The sequence below is a fragment of the Streptomyces sp. 71268 genome (assembly GCF_029392895.1).
Classification (GTDB): domain Bacteria; phylum Actinomycetota; class Actinomycetes; order Streptomycetales; family Streptomycetaceae; genus Streptomyces.
In genome coordinates this window covers 5,188,006-5,206,215 of record NZ_CP114200.1, presented here as the reverse complement: position 1 = coordinate 5,206,215, position 18,210 = coordinate 5,188,006, and the positions used below count along the sequence as shown (strand labels likewise).

Sequence of the window (18,210 nt, the reverse complement as noted above, 5' to 3'; positions counted from 1 at the left end):
GGTTAAAAGTGCGTCGCGGGATCTTTTTTCACTCGGTCACATTCAGCGATTCGTTCCGCGCTCCACCACGGCCTCGGCCCCGGTCGCGAGCCGAGTCCAGGCTCCGGACGCGGTCGTGCCCGTCGCGGTCACGGTCCGCGTGCTGCGTCTGGCGCGGGAAGGTCGGGCCCGGACCCCGCCCTCCCGCCGAGCCGAAAGGGTATTCGCGCTCCAACCGCCAGACGCCGTCCTGGCCTTGTTCGTAGAGCGCGAAGCCCTCGATGGTCCACGCCGCCTCGTAGTCCTTCAGCTCGGCGTACGCGCGGTCCATCGCCTCCTCGGAGATGCCGTGCGCGATGGTGACGTGTGGGTGGTAGGGGAACTGCAGCTCGCGGGCGCACGGCCCGGACGCCGCCCGGACGCGCTCCTGGAGCGCCGTGCAGTCGTCGGCGCCCTCCACGATCTTCACGAAGACGACCGGCGAGAGCGGGCGGAAGGTGTCCGTCCCGGACAGCCGCATCGGGAAGGGGCCCCAGCCGGCCGCGACCTCCGCGAGGTGGCGCTCGATGCCGGGCAGCGCCGCGGCGTCCACCTCGGTGGGCGGCAGCAGCGTGACGTGCGTGGGGATGCCGTGCGCGGCCGGGTCCCCGAAGCCCGCGCGCCGCTTCTGGAGGAAGCTGCCGTACGGCTCCGGGACCGCGATCGAAACGCCGATCGTTACGGTCCCCACTGCGTTCTCCCTTCCGCACCACTGTCTGGTCGAGCTGTCCGTCACGCCGCACGCCCTCGTGTCCCTGTCAGGCGGCCGAGCGCCCGTGTCAGTGTGCCGGCTTCCCGGCCGTCCCGGCTAGGTTCCTCGAGCCTCACCGGCCTGGACCCATACCCCGCCCGCGCCCGGACCGGGCCCGGTCGCCGGGCCACCGCCGGCCCGGCGGGCGGGGCGTGGCCGCTCAGTGCTTGGCGGGCAGCATGCCCACCTTGTCGTACGCCAGGGCCAGGGTCTCGGCCGCGACGGACCGTGCCTTCTCGGCCCCCTTGGCCAGGATGTTGTCCAGCGTCTCGGGGTCGTCCAGGTATTCCTGGGTGCGGCTGCGGAACGGTGTGACCCAGTCGACCATGACCTCCGCCAGGTCGGTCTTCAGCGCGCCGTAGCCCTTGCCCTCGTACTTGCGTTCCAGGTCGGCGATGCTGGTGCCGGTGAGGGTGGAGTAGATGGTGAGCAGGTTGCTCACGCCGGGCTTGTTCTCCTCGTCGTAGCGGATCACGGTGTCCAGGTCCGTGACCGCGCTCTTGATCTTCTTCGCGGAGACCTTGGGCTCGTCCAGCAGGCTGATGATGCCCTTCGGCGTGGACGCCGACTTGCTCATCTTGATCGACGGGTCCTGCAGGTCGTAGATCTTGCCGGTCTCCTTGACGATGTGCGCCGAGGGCACCGTGAAGGCGTGGCCGTAGCGGCTGTTGAACCGCTCCGCGAGGTCCCGGGTCAGCTCGATGTGCTGGCGCTGGTCCTCGCCGACCGGGACCTGGTCGGCCTGGTAGAGGAGGATGTCGGCGACCTGGAGGACCGGATAGGTGAACAGGCCCACGGTCGTCCGGTCGGCACCGTGCCTGGCCGACTTGTCCTTGAACTGCGTCATGCGGGACGCCTCGCCGAAGCCGGTGAGGCAGTTCATCACCCAGCCGAGCTGCGCGTGCTCGGGCACGTGGCTCTGGATGAAGAGCGTGCACCGCTCCGGGTCGAGCCCGGCCGCCAGCAGCTGCGCGGCGGCGAGCCGGGTGTTGGCGCGCAGTTCCCGCGGGTCCTGCGGGACCGTGATCGCGTGGAGGTCGACCACCATGTAGAAGGCGTCGTGGGTTTCCTGCAAGGCGACGTACTGACGGATCGCACCGAGGTAGTTGCCGAGGTGGAAGGAGCCCGCAGTGGGCTGGATACCGGACAGCGCGCGAGGACGGTCATGGGCCATGGCATCCATTCTCTCAGGTACGCGGCGCGACCACGGCCCCCGGTCGAAGACTGGGGGGCGGTTGGCAGCACCCTGCCGCAGCGCGCGAGGCAGGCGCCGGCGCGCGCCAGCGCGCACGGCACGCGCGCGTCACGGCACGGCCACGCACAGCGACCCGACAGCGACCCGTCGGCGATGTGCCGGCGGTCCGCCGACACGGCGTCGGCGCGGCCCGGGCCCGTAGGTGGCAACACGGTTGGCTACGCAATTTTTCTTCGCATTCCCCCCGGGCAACGATAGAAAGAAGGCTGCACCCGCCCCGACTCCGTAAGGATGGAGCGCACGTGACCGCTAGTGAACGCAGCATCGCCGCAGCAGAGGCGCACAGCGCGCACAACTACCACCCGCTGCCCGTCGTCGTCGCCGCCGCGGACGGCGCCTGGGTGACCGATGTCGAGGGGCGCCGCTACCTCGACATGCTCGCCGGATACTCCGCGCTCAACTTCGGACACGGCAACCGCCGCCTCATCGACGCCGCCAAGGCCCAGTTGGAGCGGGTCACGCTGACGTCGAGGGCGTTCCACCACGACAGGTTCGCCGACTTCTGTACGGAGCTTGCCGCGCTGTGCGGCAAGGAGATGGTCCTGCCGATGAACACCGGCGCCGAGGCCATCGAGACCGCGGTCAAGACGGCCCGCAAGTGGGGCTACCAGGTCAAGGGCGTGCCGGACGGCCAGGCCAAGATCGTCGTCGCGGCCGACAACTTCCACGGCCGCACCACGACCATCGTCAGCTTCTCCACCGACCCGGAGGCACGGGCCGACTTCGGTCCGTACACGCCCGGCTTCGAGATCGTCCCGTACGGCGACCTGGCCGCGCTGGAGGCGGCGGTGGACGAGCACACCGTCGCCGTGCTGATCGAGCCGATCCAGGGCGAGGCGGGCGTGCTGGTGCCGCCGGCCGGCTACCTGCCGGGGGTGCGGGAGCTGACCCGGGAGAGGAACGTGCTGTTCATCGCGGACGAGATCCAGTCGGGGCTGGGGCGCACCGGCAGGACCTTCGCCTGCGACCACGAGGACGTGGTTCCGGACGTGTACGTGCTGGGCAAGGCGCTCGGCGGCGGCGTGGTGCCGGTCTCCGCGGTGGTCGCCGACCGCGACGTGCTGGGCGTCTACCGCCCGGGCGAGCACGGCTCCACCTTCGGCGGCAACCCGCTGGCCTGCGCCGTCGCCCTCGAGGTGATCGACATGCTGCGCGGTGGCGAGTACCAGCAGCGGGCCACCGAACTCGGCGAGCACCTGCACCGCGAGCTGGCGGCGCTGGCCGGCGGCGGCGCGGTGCGCGAGGTGCGCGGGCGCGGCCTGTGGGCCGGCGTGGACATCGACCCGGCGCTCGGCACGGGCCGCGAGGTCTCCGAGCGGCTGATGGCCCGCGGGGTGCTGGTCAAGGACACCCACGGCAGCACCATCCGGATCGCCCCGCCGCTGGTGGTCAGCAAGGAGGACCTGGACTGGGGCCTTGAGCAGCTCCGCGCCGTGCTGACCTCGGCCGGCGAGGGCGCCCAGGGCGGCTGACCGGGCCGCCCGGGGCGGCCAGCGACAGCCGGGCGGCCAGCTCACCCGGCTCACCCGGCTCACGAAGGGGGCGGGCCCGCGCCACGTGATCGCGCGGGCCCGCGCCCCGCGCTATGGCAACGCCCGGCACAGGGCGTCCAGCGCGCCGGCGTACGCGTGGTCGGGCGGGGTGCCGTAGCCGACGACCAGGGCGTCGCCGATGACGTCGTCGCGCGGGGCGCCGTCGCCGCCGGTGCCCGCGCCCAGCCGGAAGCGGCGCAGCCCCTCCAGGGCCAGGCCCTGCCAGACGGCCCCGTTGATCACCGACTGCTCGGTGCCCGGCGGGAGTTCGAGCACCGCGTGCAGACCGGCCGCTATGCCGCTGACCTTCACGTGCGGGGCGCGCTCGGCCAGGGCGGCGACGAGTTGGTCGCGGCGGCGCTGGTAGCGCTGGCGCATGCCGCGTACGTGCCGGTCGTACGCCCCCGAGGTGATGAACTCCGCCAGCGTGAGCTGGTCCAGGCCGCTGGTCTGGGAGCCGGGGCGGCGCTTGAGTTCGGCGACGGCCGCGAACAGCCGCTCCGGCAGCACCAGCCAACCCAGGCGCAGCGCGGGCGACAGGCTCTTGCTGACGGTGCCCATGTAGACGACGTGTTCGGGGTCCAGGCCCTGCACGGCGCCGACCCGCTGCCCGTCGTAGCGGAACTCGCCGTCGTAGTCGTCCTCCAGGAGTACGCCGCCGGTCTCCACCGCCCACTTGACGGTGGCCGCGCGCCGGTCGGGCGGCAGCGAGACGCCGAACGGGAACTGGTGGGCCGGCGTCATCAGCGCCGCCCTGGCCCCCGTACTCGCCAATTCCTCGGTGCGCGGGCCGTGTTCGTCGAAGCCGACGGCGACGGTGCGCAGCCCGCAGCCGGTGAGCAGGTCGCGGTGGATGTCCAGGCCGAAGGACTCGACCGCCACCAGGTCGGCGCCGGGTGTCGCGCCGGGCAGCCGCGCGGTGTCACCGAGCACCTCGCCGACCAGGCGCAGCCCCTCGGACAGGCCGGAGCAGATGAGGATGCGCTCGGGCGCCGCGCGTACGCCCCGGGCGCGGGCGAGGTACTCGGCGAGCGCCCGGCGCAGTTCGGGGCGGCCGGCGACGTGCGTGCCGTAGCCGAAGGCGTCGTTGGGCGCGTGGGTGATGGCCTTGCGGGCGGCGGTCAGCCAGGCGGCGCGCGGGAAGGAGGAGACGTCGGGCGAGCCGGGCATCAGGTCGTAGACCGGGGTGGGGGCGGGCGCGGGGCGCGGGGGCGGGCGGCGTACCGGGGTCGGGGGCTCGACGCGGGTGTCGGAGGGGACGGCACGCTCGGCCACGCGCGTCCCGGAGCCCTGGCGGGCGGTGAGCCAGCCCTCGGCGACGAGTTCGGCGTAGGCGTCGGCGACCGTGTTGCGGGCGATGCCCAGGTCGGTGGCGAGGGTGCGGGAGGAGGGCAGGCGGGTGCCGGGGGCGAGCCGGCCGGATCGTACGGCGTCCCGCAGCGCGCTCATCAGCGACGCCCGGACACCTCCCGTTCGACTCAGCTCCAGGTGGAGGTCGCTGCCGACGGCGAAGTCGGCGGCGGAGTCGGACGGCGTCTCAGTGGCCCAAGAATCTGCCATGGAAATGGACCATACCCCTGGGCTAGTGCCGCCGTAGCGTGAGGGCCATGGCGACGAGCGAAACGGCCCGTAGACGGGGTCCGAGGATGGCACTGCCCACCCTCGCACCCGAGTTCTACAAGGCCATGATCAATCTTGACGCGGCGGCCAGACGGGGTCTCGACCCCGCTCTGATCGAGCTGGTGAAGATTCGCGCGTCGCAGATCAACCACTGCGCCTTCTGCATCACGATGTACACCCGGGACGCACGGACGGAAGGGGAGAGCGAGGAGCGGATATATCTGCTCAACGCGTGGGAGGAGTCGCCGTCGTACTTCACCGCCAAGGAACAGGCAGCGCTCGCGCTGACCGAGGCGGTGACCGTCCTCACCGACGGGTTCGTACCGGACGCGGTCTACGACCGGGCGGCCGAGCACTTCGAGGCCGCCGAACTCGCCCAACTCGTCAGCCTGATCATCACGATCAACGCGTGGAACCGGATCAGCGTGACCACGCGGATGTCCCCTGGTAAACCGCCCTCCGAGGAGTTGTGATGCCCCCCACTCACGCCGACAACACAGCGGGCAGCGCTGAGAACAGCGACGCCGCCAACGCCGACAACACCGCCAAGGCGTTCCTGGCCCTGCACCACGGCCGGGCGCCCGCCGACCCGCTGATCCTTCCCGGTCCCTGGGACGCGGCCAGCGCGCGGATCTTCGCCGACGTCGGCTTCCCGGCGCTGGCGACGCCGAGCGCGGGCATCGCGGCCTCGCTCGGCTATGAGGACGGCGGCGGCACGCCGGTCGACGAGATGTTCGCGGCGATCGCCCGCATCACCCGGGTGGTGGACATCCCGGTGTCGGCCGACGTCGAGGACGGCTACGGCCTGGCCCCGGCCGAGTTGGTGGAGCGGTTGCTCGAAGCGGGCGTGGTGGGCTGCAACCTGGAGGACACCGACCTGGCGACCGGCCAGCTCAAGGACGCCCGGCAGCACGCCGACTGGCTGGCGCGGGTGCGCCAGGAGGCCGGCGACCGGCTGGTGATCAACGCCCGGGTGGACACCTTCCTGCGCGGCGACACCAGCGCGGCGGCGGCCATCGAGCGGGCCAGGTTGTACGTCGCCGCGGGCGCGGACGTGATCTACCCGCTGCTGGCCCCGGTCGAGTTGGTCACGGAGTTGGCCCAGGGCGTCGGCGCGCCGCTGAACATGGCCGCCATGCCCGGCGGCCCGACCCTGGCCGAGATCGGCGAGCTGGGAGCGGCCCGGATCACCTTCGGGCCCGGGCTGTTCCACGAGGCGATGGAAGCGCTGCGCGGGCACGCCGAGCGACTGCGCTCGGCCCAGCCCGGAGCGTAGCCCCTGATCGGGAGCGCCGGACACGGGGGTTCTGGCGCCCCTGGCCTCCGCCGCGGTCATCCGTGGCGGAGGCCCACAGCGGGCCGGTGGGGTGGGACGCGTACGACGGGGGACGTGCGTACGACGGGGGCCACCTCACCGGCCGGATCGCCGGGCAGCGGGGCGTGGCGGGCGCCTCGCCACCCGCGGGCGGGCCCATCGGGCCAGGCCGCGCGGGAGCCCGGTGCACGACGCCGGGGCCTGCGGGCCCGGTGGAGCAGGACGCCACGGCCCACGGGCCATGGCGTGACGGGGGAGCCGCGTCGCACGGGGGCGACGGGGCCGACGGGGGGCCGCGCCACCACGGGGGTGGCACGGCGACAGGGGGGAACCGCGCCGCCTGGTCGGGGCGCGGTGTACGGGGAAGCCGGGCCGCCCGATGGGCGGCCCGGCGCAACGGGGGTGCCGCGCCGCTCGTCGAGCGGCCGGCCGCACGGGGGAGACCGCGGTGCACGGGGGCACCGCGGCGGACCGCCGAAACGCCTGGTGTTCCACGGCGTTTCGGCGGCCCTTTTCCGTGTGCGGGGCGGCGTCTTTCCGTGTTGCGGGCAGCCTTTTGTGCGGGGCGGGCCGCTACCGGTGTCGGGGGCCGGCCGCTACGTCGGTGCCGACCGTCACGGCAGCCAGCGCTGCCACACCTCGGGGTTGGCCTTGACCCAGCGCTCGGCGGCCTCGTCGGCCGACAGGCCCTGCGAGGCGATCATCTCCGAGACGTCGTTCTGGTGCTCCTTCGACCAGTGGAACTTCTTGAGGAACCGGGCCGCGTCGCCGCCCTTGTCCGCGAAGTCCGCGTTCAGGTACTTCTGCAGCGGGGTCGTCGGATAGGCGCAGTCGACGGAGGCCGGGTCCTCGGTGCCCCTGGTGGCGCACTCCTCGGTGTACTCCGGCAGCTTCACCTCGACCATCGGCACCTCGTTGAACAGCCACTGCGGCTCGTACCAGTAGGTCAGGAACGGCTTCCGCTGCTTGGCGAACTGCTTGATCTGGGTGATCTGCGCCGCCTCGGAACCCGCGAAGACCACCTGGTAGTCCAGGCCCAGGTTCTTCACCAGCGCCTTGTCGTTGGTGACGTAGGACGGCGAGCCGTCGAGGAGCTGGCCCTTCTTGCCGCTCTCGGCCGTGCGCAACCGGTCCGCGTACTTGTTGAGGTTCTTCCAGTCCGTGACGTCCGGGTGCGCGTCGGCGAAGTACTTCGGCACCCACCAGCCGATGTGGCCCCGGACGCCGAGGTCTCCGCCGCGCGCGATGGTCTTCTTCTCCTCGACGTACCGCCGCTCCTGCTCCGGGTGGCCCCAGTCCTCCAGGATCGCGTCCACCCGGCCCTGGCTGAGCGCGTCCCAGGCCGGCACCTCGTCCACCTGCACGGTGTCCACGCGGTAGTCGAGCTCGTGCTCCAGCAGGTACTTGGCGACCGCCACGTTGCCCTGCGCGCCCACCCAGGACTGGACGGAGAGGGTGACGGTCTTCGCGCCGGACACGTTCGCGTACGGGGACGACTGCTTGGTCATGTCGGCCTTGCCGCAGCCGGTGAGGACCAGCAGCGACGCCACCGCGGCGAGCGCGCCGACCGTACGGAACCGTCCACCGGGCCGCCGAACCCTGCCAGCGGGTACGGCGGATCGGCGGGTAGCGTCCGCGCGGGCCCGGGGGGTGCGGATGGCGCGGGAGTCGCGAACCCGAAAGGCGCGGGAGTTGGGCGTACGGATAGCCATGTCAGGCCCCCTTCCGGGCGCGGCGCGCCGTCGGCTGCGTCACGCGGTCGAGCATCAGGCCCAGGCAGACGATGGCCGCGCCCGCGACGAGGCCGGTGGCCAGGTCGCCCTGGGCCAGGCCGAACAGCACCTCGTAGCCGAGGCCGCCGCCGCCCACCAGCGAACCGATGATGACCACGGCCAGCACGAGGACGACGCCCTGGTTGACGGCGAGCAGCAGCGCGGGCCTGGCGAGCGGGAGTTGCACCTGGCGCAGTTGCTGGCCACGGCTCGCGCCGAGGGAGCGGGCGGCCTCCAGGGCCGCCGGGTCCACCTGGCGCAGCCCCTGGGTGGTGATGCGGACGACCGCGGGCAGCGCGTAGACGATGGCGGCCGCGGCGGCCGGGGCGCGCCCGACGCCGAACAGCGCGACCACCGGGATCAGGTACACGAACTGCGGCATCGTCTGGAACACGTCGAGCACCGGGCGCAACAGCCGCTCAAGGCGCTCGCTGCGGGCCGCCGCGATGCCGATCGCGAAGCCGATGACGAGCGTGACGGCGACGGCGGCCAGGACCTGGGAGAGCGTGTTCATCGACTCGTCCCACACACCGAGCACGCCGACGGCGGCCATGGCCAGGGTGGCGGTCAGGGCCGTGCCCCAGGTGCCGATCAGCCAGGCGAGGGCGGCGACGATCAGCAGCGCCGACCACCACGGCAGGGCCTGTAGGCCGTCGCGCAGCGGGTCGAGCACCCAGGAGGTGAAGTGGCCGGCCCAGTCGGCGGTGCCGCCGACGACCGGGACGCCCGTGTAGAGGTGGTCGGTCATCCAGTCGACGGCGTCGTTGACGGGCTCGGCGATCTCCACCGTCCAACTCTTCGGCCACGTCAGCGAGTCGGCGAGCTGGCCCGCGACCAGGGCCGCCGCGACGGCCCAGCCGTCCAGGCCGCGCAGCCAGCGCGGGGCGGCCGGGGCGTGGGAGTGCTCGCCCGCGGCGGCGGTCGTCCGGTCCAGGACGACCGCCAGCAGCACGATCGGGATGCCGGCGGCCAGCGCGGCCCCGACGTCGACCGAAGAGAGCGCCTGGTAGACCCGGTCACCGAGGCCGCCGCCACCGATCATGGAGGCGATCACGGCCATCGAGAGGGCCATCATGATCGTCTGGTTGAGGCCGAGCAGCAGCTCCTTGCGGGCCAGCGGCAGCCGGGCGGTCACCAGGCGCTGCCAGCGGCCGGCGCCCAGCGAGTCGACGGCCTCAAGGACGCCGGGGTCGGCGCCGCGCAGCCCGAGCGCGGTGAGCCGGGCCATGGGCGGGGCGGCGTAGATGACGGTGGCCAGCACCGCGCCCGGCACGCCGATCCCGAAGACCAGGACGACGGGCAGCAGGTACGCGAACGCCGGCAGCACCTGCATGGTGTCGAGCACCGGGCGCAGCACCCGGAAGGCCCGCTCGAACAGCCCGCCGGCCAGCCCCAGCAACCCGCCGACCACGACGGACAGCGCGACCGCGACGACCATCAGCGCCAGGGTCTGCATGGTCGGCACCCACATGCCGAGCAGCCCGCACACCGCGAACGAGACGGCGCTGGTCAGCGCGGTCCGCGCGCCCGCGGTACGCCAGGCGACCAGCGTCGCGGCGGCGGTGACGCCGGTCCAGCCGAGGGCGAGCAGCACCAGGTAGACGCCGCGCACCGAGGCCACGATGCCGTTGCTGATGTGCCCGAAGAAGTAGAGGAACAGCGGGTGACTGTCGCGGTTGTCGATGATCCAGTCGTTGGTGTCGGTCAGCGGGTCCGTCAGGTCGACGGTCAGCGCCTCCGGCCAACTCCCGCTGGACCACTTGGCGTGCGCGATCGGCACCAGGACGGCGGCCAGCACGGCGAGCACCGCGAGCTTGTGCAGGCCACGGTGGCGCAGCAGGGCGCGGACGCGGCTCTGTTCGCGGCCGTCACCCTCGGCGGGGGCGGGCCCGGAGTCGGGCTTGGGCCTGGGCTTGCGGGCTTCCGTGCTGCCCGCGCTGCCCGTGCCCGGCGCGTCGGCCAGCGTGGTGGCGGGGTCGGCGGTGGGCGCGGACCCCTGGCCGGTGGCGGGTGGGGTGGCGGCGCTCATCCGCGGCCCCCAGAGCCGGCCGCCGTGGCGGATGGGGCGCCGTCGCCGGGGGGTTCGGGGGCTGGCTCACCGGTCCGGTCCGGGATCTGGGCGGGAGCCTGGTTGGTGGACTGGCCCGCGGCCGGCTCGGGCGTTGGGGCGGCCGGGGCCGTCGCGGCCGGGTCGGTGCTGGCTGGCTCGGCGGGAGCGGTGGTGGCGGGCGGTACGGCGGCGGCCGGGTCGGCGGGAGCGGTCGTGGGGGCCGGCTCGTCCAGGCCGGCGACGACGTCGAGCAGGCGGGCGTGGTCGACCACGCCGAGGCAGCGGCCGGCGTCCATCACGCGGGCCGGGCCGCCGGAACGGGCCACGGCCTCGATGGCCTCGGCGACGGTGGCGCCGGGTGCCAGCGCGGGCCCCCGGTCGACCTCGTCGGGACGGGCCGGGCGCATCGCGCGGCGGACGGTGAGCACCTGCTCGCGGGGGACGTCGCGGACGAAGTCCCGTACGTACGCGTCGGCCGGGGAACCCACGATCTCCTCGGGCGTGCCGAGTTGCACGATCCGGCCGTCGCGCATCAGCGCGATGCGGGTGCCCAGGCGCAGCGCCTCGCTCAGGTCGTGGGTGATGAAGACCATGGTGCGGCCCTCGTCCCGGTGCAGGCGGATGACCTCCTCCTGCATGTCGCGCCGGATCAGCGGGTCGAGCGCGCTGAACGGCTCGTCGAACAGCAGCACCTCCGGGTCGACCGCCAGCGCGCGGGCCAGGCCCACGCGCTGTTGCTGGCCGCCGGAGAGCTGGCCGGGGCGGCGGTGCTCCAGGCCGGTCAGGCCGACCTTGGCCACCATCTCGGCGGCCTTCGCGCGCCGCCGCGCCTTGCCCACGCCCTGCACCTCGAGCCCGTACGCGACGTTGTCGAGCACCGAGCGGTGCGGCAACAGGCCGAAGTGCTGGAAGACCATGGCGGCGCGGTGCCGACGCAGTTCGCGCAGCCGGGAGCGGTCCATGGCGAGCACGTCCTCGCCGTCGATGTCCACGCTGCCGCTGGTCGGCTCGATGAGCCGGGTCAGGCAGCGCACCAGCGTGGACTTGCCCGATCCGGACAGGCCCATCACGACGAACACCTCGCCCTTGCGGACGTCGAAGCTCACGCCGCGCACGGCCGCCGTGCAACCGGTGCGCTCGCGCAGCTCGGCGGCGGGCAGGTCGGCTTCGGGGCTACCGGGGATGCGGTCGGCCTTCGGTCCGAAGACCTTCCACAGGTCGCGCACCGCGAAGACGGCCGGATCGCCCGCCTGCCCGGTGGCCGAGGTGGCGGCGGCCGGGCTGGTCGGGGTGGGGGCGGCCGCGCTGGTCGAGGTGGTGGTGGCAGCCGCGTTGGTCGGGGTGGCGGCGTCGGAACGCGCGCGCTCCGACGCCGGCGGTTTCGGTCCCCGCGTGGTGTCCTGGGAGTGGCGGGCGCTGCTCATGCGGCACCTCCCGGCGTCTGGGTGCGCACCAACAACTCGGCGCACTTCTCCCCCACCATCAGGACCCCGATCATGGGGTTGACGGCCGGCATCGTCGGGAAGACCGACGCGTCGGCTATCCGCAGGTTCCGCAGGCCGCGTACGCGCAACTCCGGGTCCACGACGGCCAGTTCGTCGTCGCCGGCGCCCATCCGGCAGGTGCCGGCGGGGTGGTAGACGGTGTGCGCGACCTTACGGGCGTACTCGCTGATCTCCTCGTCCGAGGTGACCTCCGGGCCCGGGCACACCTCGCGCCCCAGCCAGCCGGCCAGCGGCTCCTGTGCCGCGACCCGGCGCGCGATCTTGATGCCGTCCACCAGCGTGCGGCCGTCGTAGTCGTCCTCGTCCGTGAAGTACCGGAAGTCGAGCGCGGGCTTGACGGCCGGGTCGGCGCTGGTGAGGTAGAGCCGGCCACGGCTGCGCGGCTTGGGGATGTTGGGCGTCATCGACACGCCGTGCGTGGGCTTCTCGTAGCCGAGGCGTTCCGGGTTGTCGGTGAAGGGGATCTGGTAGAAGTGGAACATCAGGTCCGGGCCGCGCGATTCCGGGTCGCGACGGACGAACAGGCCGGCGTCGGAGTCCATCGCCGAGTTGTCCGGGATCGGGCCGTTGGTCTCCCACACGATGACCGACTCGGGGTGGTCGAGCAGGTTCTCGCCGACGCCCGGCAGGTCGTGGACGACGGGGATGCCCAGCGCCTCCAGGTCGCCGCGCGGGCCGATGCCCGAGTGCATCAGCAGCCGCGGGGTGTCCACCGCGCCCGCGCACACCAGCACCTCGCGCGACGCCTCGACGAGTTCCTCGGTGCCGTCCTTGGCCCGCACCCACACGCCGGTGGCCCGGTCGGCGTCGAGTTCGAGCCGGTAGGCCCAGGTCTCCAGGAGGAGGGTGAGGTTCGGCCGGTCGCCCGCCTCGATGTGCGGGTGCAGGTAGGCGACGGAGGCGGAGGAGCGCTTGTTGTCCTCCGGGTGGTACGCCAGGTCGAAGAAGCCGACCCCCTCGTGGAACGGCGCCTTGTTGAACCCCTCGACCCGCGGCACGTCGAGGGCGGCCTGGGCGGCGGCGACGAAGTCGCTGGCTATCGCGTTCCGGTCCTTCTCGTGCACCGGGACGATGTTGTTGCGCAGCCTGGCGAAGTACGGGTCCATGGACGCCGCGTCCCAACCCCGCGCGCCGGCCTCGGCCCACTCGTCCCAGTCGCCGGGCAGCGGCTTGAAGCTGATGAGCGTGTTGTGCGAGGAGCAACCGCCGAGGACCCTGGCGCGGCTGTGCCGGATGTGCGAGTTGCCGCGTGGCTGCTCGGTCGTGGGGTAGTCGTAGTCGAGGTCACCGCCGAGCAGGCCGAGCCAGCGGCGCAGGGTGAGCACGTCGGGGCGGTCGATGTCGGTGGGGCCGCCCTCGATGACGGCGACGGTGACGTTCGGGTCCTCGGTCAACCGGGAGGCGATCACCGAGCCGGCGGTGCCACCGCCGACCACGACGTAGTCGTAAACGGGCATGGGGGGTCGCTCCTTCTGCAAGGTACGTGCGTGAACGTGGGACGTGGGCAGGCGGGTTGGCTTGCCTGCGAGGGGCAGGCGGTTGGCGTGCCCGCAGGGGCAGGCGGCTGGCGTGCCGCCGAAGGGGGGCAGGCGGGTGGGCGCGTCCGCGCGAGGGCGGGTGGGTTGGGTGCGTCCACGGCGGTCGGCGGGGTGATCCGCCGACAGCCGGGGGCGGGTAGGCGGGTTGGCGGGTGGGTGCGGGCCGTTGGTGCGCCCGCGAGGGCTGGCGGGTTGACGTACCCGCGAGGGCGGGCGGTTGGCGCGCCCGTGGAGGCGGGTGGGTTGGTGCGCCCGCGAGGCAGGCGGGGTGGTGCGCCCGCCGGGGCGGGTGGGTCGGTACGCCCGCCGGGGCGGTCAGCCAGCGAACCAGCGGACGGGCCGCGGGTCCAGGTTCTGGTAGACGTGCTTGGCCTCGCGGTACTCCGCCAGGCCCGAGGGGCCCAGCTCGCGCCCGACGCCGGACTTGCCGAACCCGCCCCACTCGGCCTGCGGCAGGTACGGGTGGTAGTCGTTGATCCACACGGTGCCGTGCCGCAGCCGCCCGGCGACCCGGCGGGCGCGGCCCGCGTCGGCGCTCCACACGGCGCCCGCGAGCCCGTACTCGGTGTCGTTGGCGAGCGCCACCGCCTCGTCCTCGGTGCGGAAGGTCTCCACGGTGAGGATGGGCCCGAAGGTCTCCTCGCGGACCACGCGCATCTCGCGGTGGCACTGGTCGAGCACGGTGGGGGCGAAGAAGAACCCGGTGGCGGGGCGGTTCGCGGCGGGCTCGGGCTGGCCGCCGCCGCAACGCAGCGACGCGCCCTCGGCGAGCGCCGACTCGACGTACGCCCGCGTCTTCTCCCACTGCTGGCGGGAGACGAGCGGGCCGCACTCGACGCCGGGCTCGGTGCCCCGGCCGAGCTTGATCCGCTCGGCGCGGCGGGCGAGTTCGGTGACGAAGCGCTCGCGCACCGACTCCTCGACGATCAACCGGGCGCCCGCCGAGCAGACCTGGCCGCTGTGGATGAACGCGGCGTTCAGCGCCTGGTCGACGGCGGTGTCGAAGCCCTCTTCGGTGGCGCAGGCGTCGGCGAAGACGACGTTGGGGTTCTTGCCGCCCAGTTCGAGGGCGACCTTCTTCACGGTCGGCGCGGCGGCCTGGGAGACCTTGACGCCGCTGGCGAGACCGCCGGTGAAGGAGACGAGATCGACGTCCGGGTGCTCCGACATACGGGCGCCCACCGGGTCGCCCGCGCCGGTCACCAGGTTCGCCACACCGGCCGGCAGCCCGGCCTCCACCAGGAGGCGCACCAGATGGACCGTGGACAACGGGGTGACCTCACTGGGCTTGAGGACGAAGGTGTTGCCCGCGGCCAACGCCGGGGCGATCTTCCAACTCGCCTGGAGCAGCGGGTAGTTCCACGGTGTGATCAGCGAGCAGACGCCGACCGGCTCGTGGACGACCACGCTGTGCACGTCCGGGCTGCCCGCGTCCACGACCCGGCCACCGCTCTCGTTCGTCACGAGGTCGGCGAAGTAGCGGAAGGCGGCGGTCACGTCGTCGACGTCGACCCGGCCCTCCTCCAGGGTCTTGCCGGTGTCCCGGCTCTCGGTCAGCGCGATCTCCTCACGGTCCCGCTGGAGGAGGTCGGCGACCCGGCGCAGCAGCGCGGCGCGCTCGGCCACCGGCGTACGCGGCCACGGTCCGCTGTCGAAGGCCCGGCGCGCCGCGGCGACCGCCGCGTCGACGTCGGACGCGTCGCCCTCGGCCACCTTCGCGAGAACGGTCGCGTCCGCTGGGTCGAGCACCTCCCGCTCGGCGCCACTGGCAGCCGCTCGCCACTCTCCGTCAACATGGATGGTCTCGATCGCCGACACGTTGGTTCTGCCTTCCGATACACCGAAATGTTCCACTGCTGGTCACACCAGCAACCGAAACCCCTCCCCGGAAGGCACCAACGTATGCATCACTTTTCATGGAAAGTGGTCTGTCTCACTATCTGTGATCAAGCCTGGCAAGCTTTGGGGAGTAAAGAGCTGATAAATTCACCCTCCGCTAGTTAACTGAGGGGGATGGATCTCACCATGACGAGGAAGTACGGCGTGCTGGCCGCGACGGCCTGCGTGGTTGCGGTGCTGGGCCTGTCGGGCTGCGGCAACGACAGCGACAGCAAGAGCGACAAGGCGTCGCAGGAGCCGAAGAACGAACTCGCCAACCTGTCCGCGCAGCAGATCTCCGACAAGGCCAAGGAAGCCCTGCTCGGCGCGACCTCGCTGCGCATGAAGATGGACCAGGGCACCGGCGCGGAGTCGCTGAAGATCAACCTGGCCCTCGACAAGAAGGGCAACTGCAACGGCACCATCGGTGATGCCCAGGGCGCCAGCTCCGAGCTGATCAAGGCCGACACCAAGGTCTGGATGAAGCCGAACGCCAAGTTCTGGACGCAGCCCGACGTCGGCGGCAAGGAGGGCGAGGCGGCGGCCGAGCTGTTCAAGGACCGCTACATCCACGGCACCACCGACGACGAAATGCTCAAGGACAACGCCGACATGTGCAACCTGGCGGCGATGCAGGCGTCCATCAAGTCGGACAGCGACACCAAGGACAAGCTGACCAAGGGCGAGCCCACCAAGCTCGGCACCCAGCTCGTCGTCCCCCTCACGAGCCCCAGCGACGACGGCGGCAAGCAGACGATGTTCGTCGCCGCCACCGGCACTCCGTACCCGCTCAAGATCAGCGTCGTGGGCGGCAAGGAGCCCGGCACCGTCGAGCTGAGCGACTACGAGAAGCCCGTCGACACGACCCCGCCGCCCGCGAGCGAGGTCATCGACATCGCGAAGTTCGAGGAGCAGTTCGGCAAGTAGGGCGCACACCCTACGGATCCCCGCTACGGCTTCCGCTGTGGATACCTCCACGGATTTCGCTGCGGATTCTCCTACGGCCCGCCTCGCCGCTTGGCGCGGGGCGGGCCGTTGGTGTGTGGGTGGGCGCGGGGTGGGTGTGGGGCCTGTGGGGAGCGTGGGGTGGGTTCACGTGGGGGGCGGTGGTGAGGGGCGGGCGTAGGGGGGCCTGTGGGCGGGGCGTGGGGGGGCGGCATGTGGGGGTGGGGCCCCTCCCCCCTCCCCCTCCCTCCCCCCCCCCCCCGCCGCCCGCAGACCTTCACCGGGTGTTCGCAACGCCTCCACCAGCGGGTCGAAGTTACCTGCGAGAAACCTGGCATGTGCGATGACGAATACACACCGCCGCGCCCCGATCTGACCGAGAGGCAGTGGCTCGACCTCGACGACAGCATCGTCACCACCGGTCGGCCCGCCGCCGAGCCCGTCGTCGACGCCGCTGGTCCGGGCGTGGGCCGTCGCACCGTGCTGGGTGGCGCGGTGGCCGGAGCGGCGGCGCTCGCCCTGCTACCGCAGGCAGCCCAGGCGGCGCAGGCCGCGCGGGCGGCGAGCGGTGCCCCGGTGGACAAGTTCCCCCTGCCCAGCCGGCCGGGGCCCGGGGGTTCGTATGCGGTGCTGGTCACCGGGGACGCGGGCACCGGCAACGAGGCCCAGTACGCCGTCGCCGAAGCCGCGCGGAAGGTGTGCCGCACGGAGGGCGTCGGGCTGGCCATCGGCCTGGGCGACAACCTGTATGAGAACGGGCCCGAGTCGGCGCACGACGACGAGTTCCACACCAGGTTCGAGAAGCCCAACACCGGCATCGACGTGCCGTGGCTGATGGTGCTCGGCAACCACGACTGCTCCGGGCTGATACCCGGCAGCGGCGGCGACCCCTCGCGCGGCGACCGCGAGGTGGCCTACGCGACGACGTCGCGCCGCTGGTACATGCCCGCGCGCTACTACTCGACCGCACTGCCGGCCGGCCCCGGCAGAGGCGCGCCCGTGGTGGAGTTCTTCGCGGTGGACACCAACCCGGTGGCGTCGACCGTCACGCAGCTCGACCCGTATTTCCGCTGGGACGGCCCGTACATGCGCGAGCAGCGGCGTTGGGTGGACTCGGCGCTCACCGCCTCCCGCGCCACGTGGAAGATCGTCATCGGGCACCACCCGTACCTGAACAACGGCAAGCACGGCAGCGCGGGCTCCTATGACGGTTTCACGATCGGCCACTACACCAGCGGCGTGCACCTCAAGGAGTTGTATGAGGAGGTGGTGTGCGGCCGGGCCGACCTGATCCTGTCCGGGCACGACCACACGCAGCAGATCCTTGAGCCCACCAAGCGGTCGCGGGGCACGCGGCAAATCGTGTGCGGCACGGCGGGCAAGAAGGGCGACGGCAAGGCACATGACGATCACCCGGCGCGCTGGCAGGACTTCGGCCAGCACGGCTTCATGGTGATGAAGGTGTCGACGGGCAAGCTGACCATCGACGCCTACACCGTGGACGTGGCCACCGCCACCGCCACGCGGGTTCATCGCTTCACCTCCACTTCGGCGTTGAGCGCGCGCTCCTGACGTAACGTCAGCCCCGCCGCCACGGGTACGGGAGTGTCCCGCGAGGACACGCCCGCCCGTCGGTGCGACGGCGAACGGCACCTGATCCGCGATGCGGTGCGGGGGTGCGTTCGCGAGCTGTGCTTCACGTTAGAGGAGGCGGGGCGAGCGTGGGGAAGAGCGGAAGAGGCTGTGGATAAGTGGGGCTGGACCCCTGTGGATAACTGCTGGTTCGTATGCCTTACGCGTGCCGTAGGTGGGGCGCGCCCCCGCCAGCACGCCTCGTCCGCACGTACCGCACGTACCGCGCGTACCGCACGTCCCATCCATCTCGTCGGCGCGGCCCGGCGCACGGCAAAGGCCGTCCCCCAGCGCACTGCTGGGGAACGGCCTTTCGCATAGCTCTCAGGCGCGGCCTACGCGCCGAGGTCCACTCGGACGGCCAGCGGCCCGCGAGCCCGCTCGGACCAGAGGTCCGTG

General features: G+C 72.5%; 13 protein-coding genes. 5 read left to right on the top strand and 8 right to left on the bottom strand.

The genetic code is table 11. The features are described from left to right. Positions 1 to 28: 28 nt before the first annotated feature. Both OYE22_RS20530 and trpS read right to left on the bottom strand, forming a co-directional pair. The gene (locus OYE22_RS20530) at positions 29 to 709 is read right to left on the bottom strand and encodes a 2'-5' RNA ligase family protein (protein ID WP_277321777.1); all 681 of its coding nucleotides are present in this window, start codon (positions 707 to 709) and stop codon (positions 29 to 31) included. A 220-nt stretch (positions 710 to 929) separates the two neighbouring features. Then, entirely contained in the window at positions 930 to 1,943 is a 1,014-nt protein-coding gene (gene trpS, locus OYE22_RS20525) for a tryptophan--tRNA ligase (protein WP_277321776.1), read from the bottom strand. Positions 1,944 to 2,266: 323 nt separating this feature from the next. Here trpS and rocD point away from each other — a divergent pair, with 323 nt between their 5' ends. Next, positions 2,267 to 3,496: an ornithine--oxo-acid transaminase gene (rocD, locus tag OYE22_RS20520; protein ID WP_277321775.1), complete on the top strand. Its 1,230-nt coding sequence runs from the start codon at positions 2,267 to 2,269 to the stop codon at positions 3,494 to 3,496. A gap of 111 nt (positions 3,497 to 3,607) precedes the next feature. Here rocD and OYE22_RS20515 read toward each other — a convergent pair whose 3' ends face one another. Beyond that, positions 3,608 to 5,116, bottom strand: coding sequence for a PLP-dependent aminotransferase family protein (locus OYE22_RS20515; protein WP_277321774.1), 1,509 nt, complete (start codon positions 5,114 to 5,116; stop codon positions 3,608 to 3,610). A 47-nt stretch (positions 5,117 to 5,163) separates the two neighbouring features. Here OYE22_RS20515 and OYE22_RS20510 point away from each other — a divergent pair, with 47 nt between their 5' ends. Both OYE22_RS20510 and OYE22_RS20505 read left to right on the top strand, forming a co-directional pair. After that, positions 5,164 to 5,649 carry a carboxymuconolactone decarboxylase family protein gene (locus tag OYE22_RS20510; RefSeq protein WP_277321773.1) on the top strand — a complete coding sequence of 162 codons (486 nt, stop codon included), beginning with the start codon at positions 5,164 to 5,166 and terminating at the stop codon, positions 5,647 to 5,649. Beyond that, the gene (locus OYE22_RS20505; RefSeq protein ID WP_277321772.1) at positions 5,649 to 6,452 is read left to right on the top strand and encodes an isocitrate lyase/phosphoenolpyruvate mutase family protein; all 804 of its coding nucleotides are present in this window, start codon (positions 5,649 to 5,651) and stop codon (positions 6,450 to 6,452) included. Before OYE22_RS20510 ends, OYE22_RS20505 begins: the two co-directional genes overlap by 1 nt. A gap of 653 nt (positions 6,453 to 7,105) precedes the next feature. Here the strand turns inward: OYE22_RS20505 and OYE22_RS20500 are convergent. The 5 genes from OYE22_RS20500 to OYE22_RS20480 form a co-directional block, all read right to left on the bottom strand. After that, on the bottom strand, positions 7,106 to 8,203 hold the full coding sequence (locus OYE22_RS20500; RefSeq protein WP_277321771.1) for an ABC transporter substrate-binding protein: 1,098 nt from the start codon (positions 8,201 to 8,203) through the stop codon (positions 7,106 to 7,108). 1 nt (position 8,204) lies between these two features. Further along, entirely contained in the window at positions 8,205 to 10,292 is a 2,088-nt protein-coding gene (locus OYE22_RS20495) for an ABC transporter permease subunit (RefSeq protein ID WP_277321770.1), read from the bottom strand. Then, positions 10,289 to 11,737, bottom strand: coding sequence for a glycine betaine/L-proline ABC transporter ATP-binding protein (locus tag OYE22_RS20490; protein WP_277321769.1), 1,449 nt, complete (start codon positions 11,735 to 11,737; stop codon positions 10,289 to 10,291). The genes OYE22_RS20495 and OYE22_RS20490 overlap by 4 nt, the downstream gene beginning before the upstream one ends. Further along, positions 11,734 to 13,275, bottom strand: a complete 1,542-nt coding sequence (locus OYE22_RS20485; protein WP_277321768.1) for a GMC oxidoreductase — start codon at positions 13,273 to 13,275, stop codon at positions 11,734 to 11,736. Before OYE22_RS20485 ends, OYE22_RS20490 begins: the two co-directional genes overlap by 4 nt. A gap of 396 nt (positions 13,276 to 13,671) precedes the next feature. Next, on the bottom strand, positions 13,672 to 15,174 hold the full coding sequence (locus OYE22_RS20480) for an aldehyde dehydrogenase family protein (RefSeq protein WP_277321767.1): 1,503 nt from the start codon (positions 15,172 to 15,174) through the stop codon (positions 13,672 to 13,674). 207 nt (positions 15,175 to 15,381) lie between these two features. Here OYE22_RS20480 and OYE22_RS20475 point away from each other — a divergent pair, with 207 nt between their 5' ends. Next, positions 15,382 to 16,161, top strand: coding sequence for a hypothetical protein (locus OYE22_RS20475; protein WP_277321766.1), 780 nt, complete (start codon positions 15,382 to 15,384; stop codon positions 16,159 to 16,161). Between the two features lie 354 nt (positions 16,162 to 16,515). Continuing rightward, positions 16,516 to 17,751, top strand: a complete 1,236-nt coding sequence (locus OYE22_RS20470) for a metallophosphoesterase (protein WP_277321765.1) — start codon at positions 16,516 to 16,518, stop codon at positions 17,749 to 17,751. Positions 17,752 to 18,210: the final 459 nt, after the last annotated feature.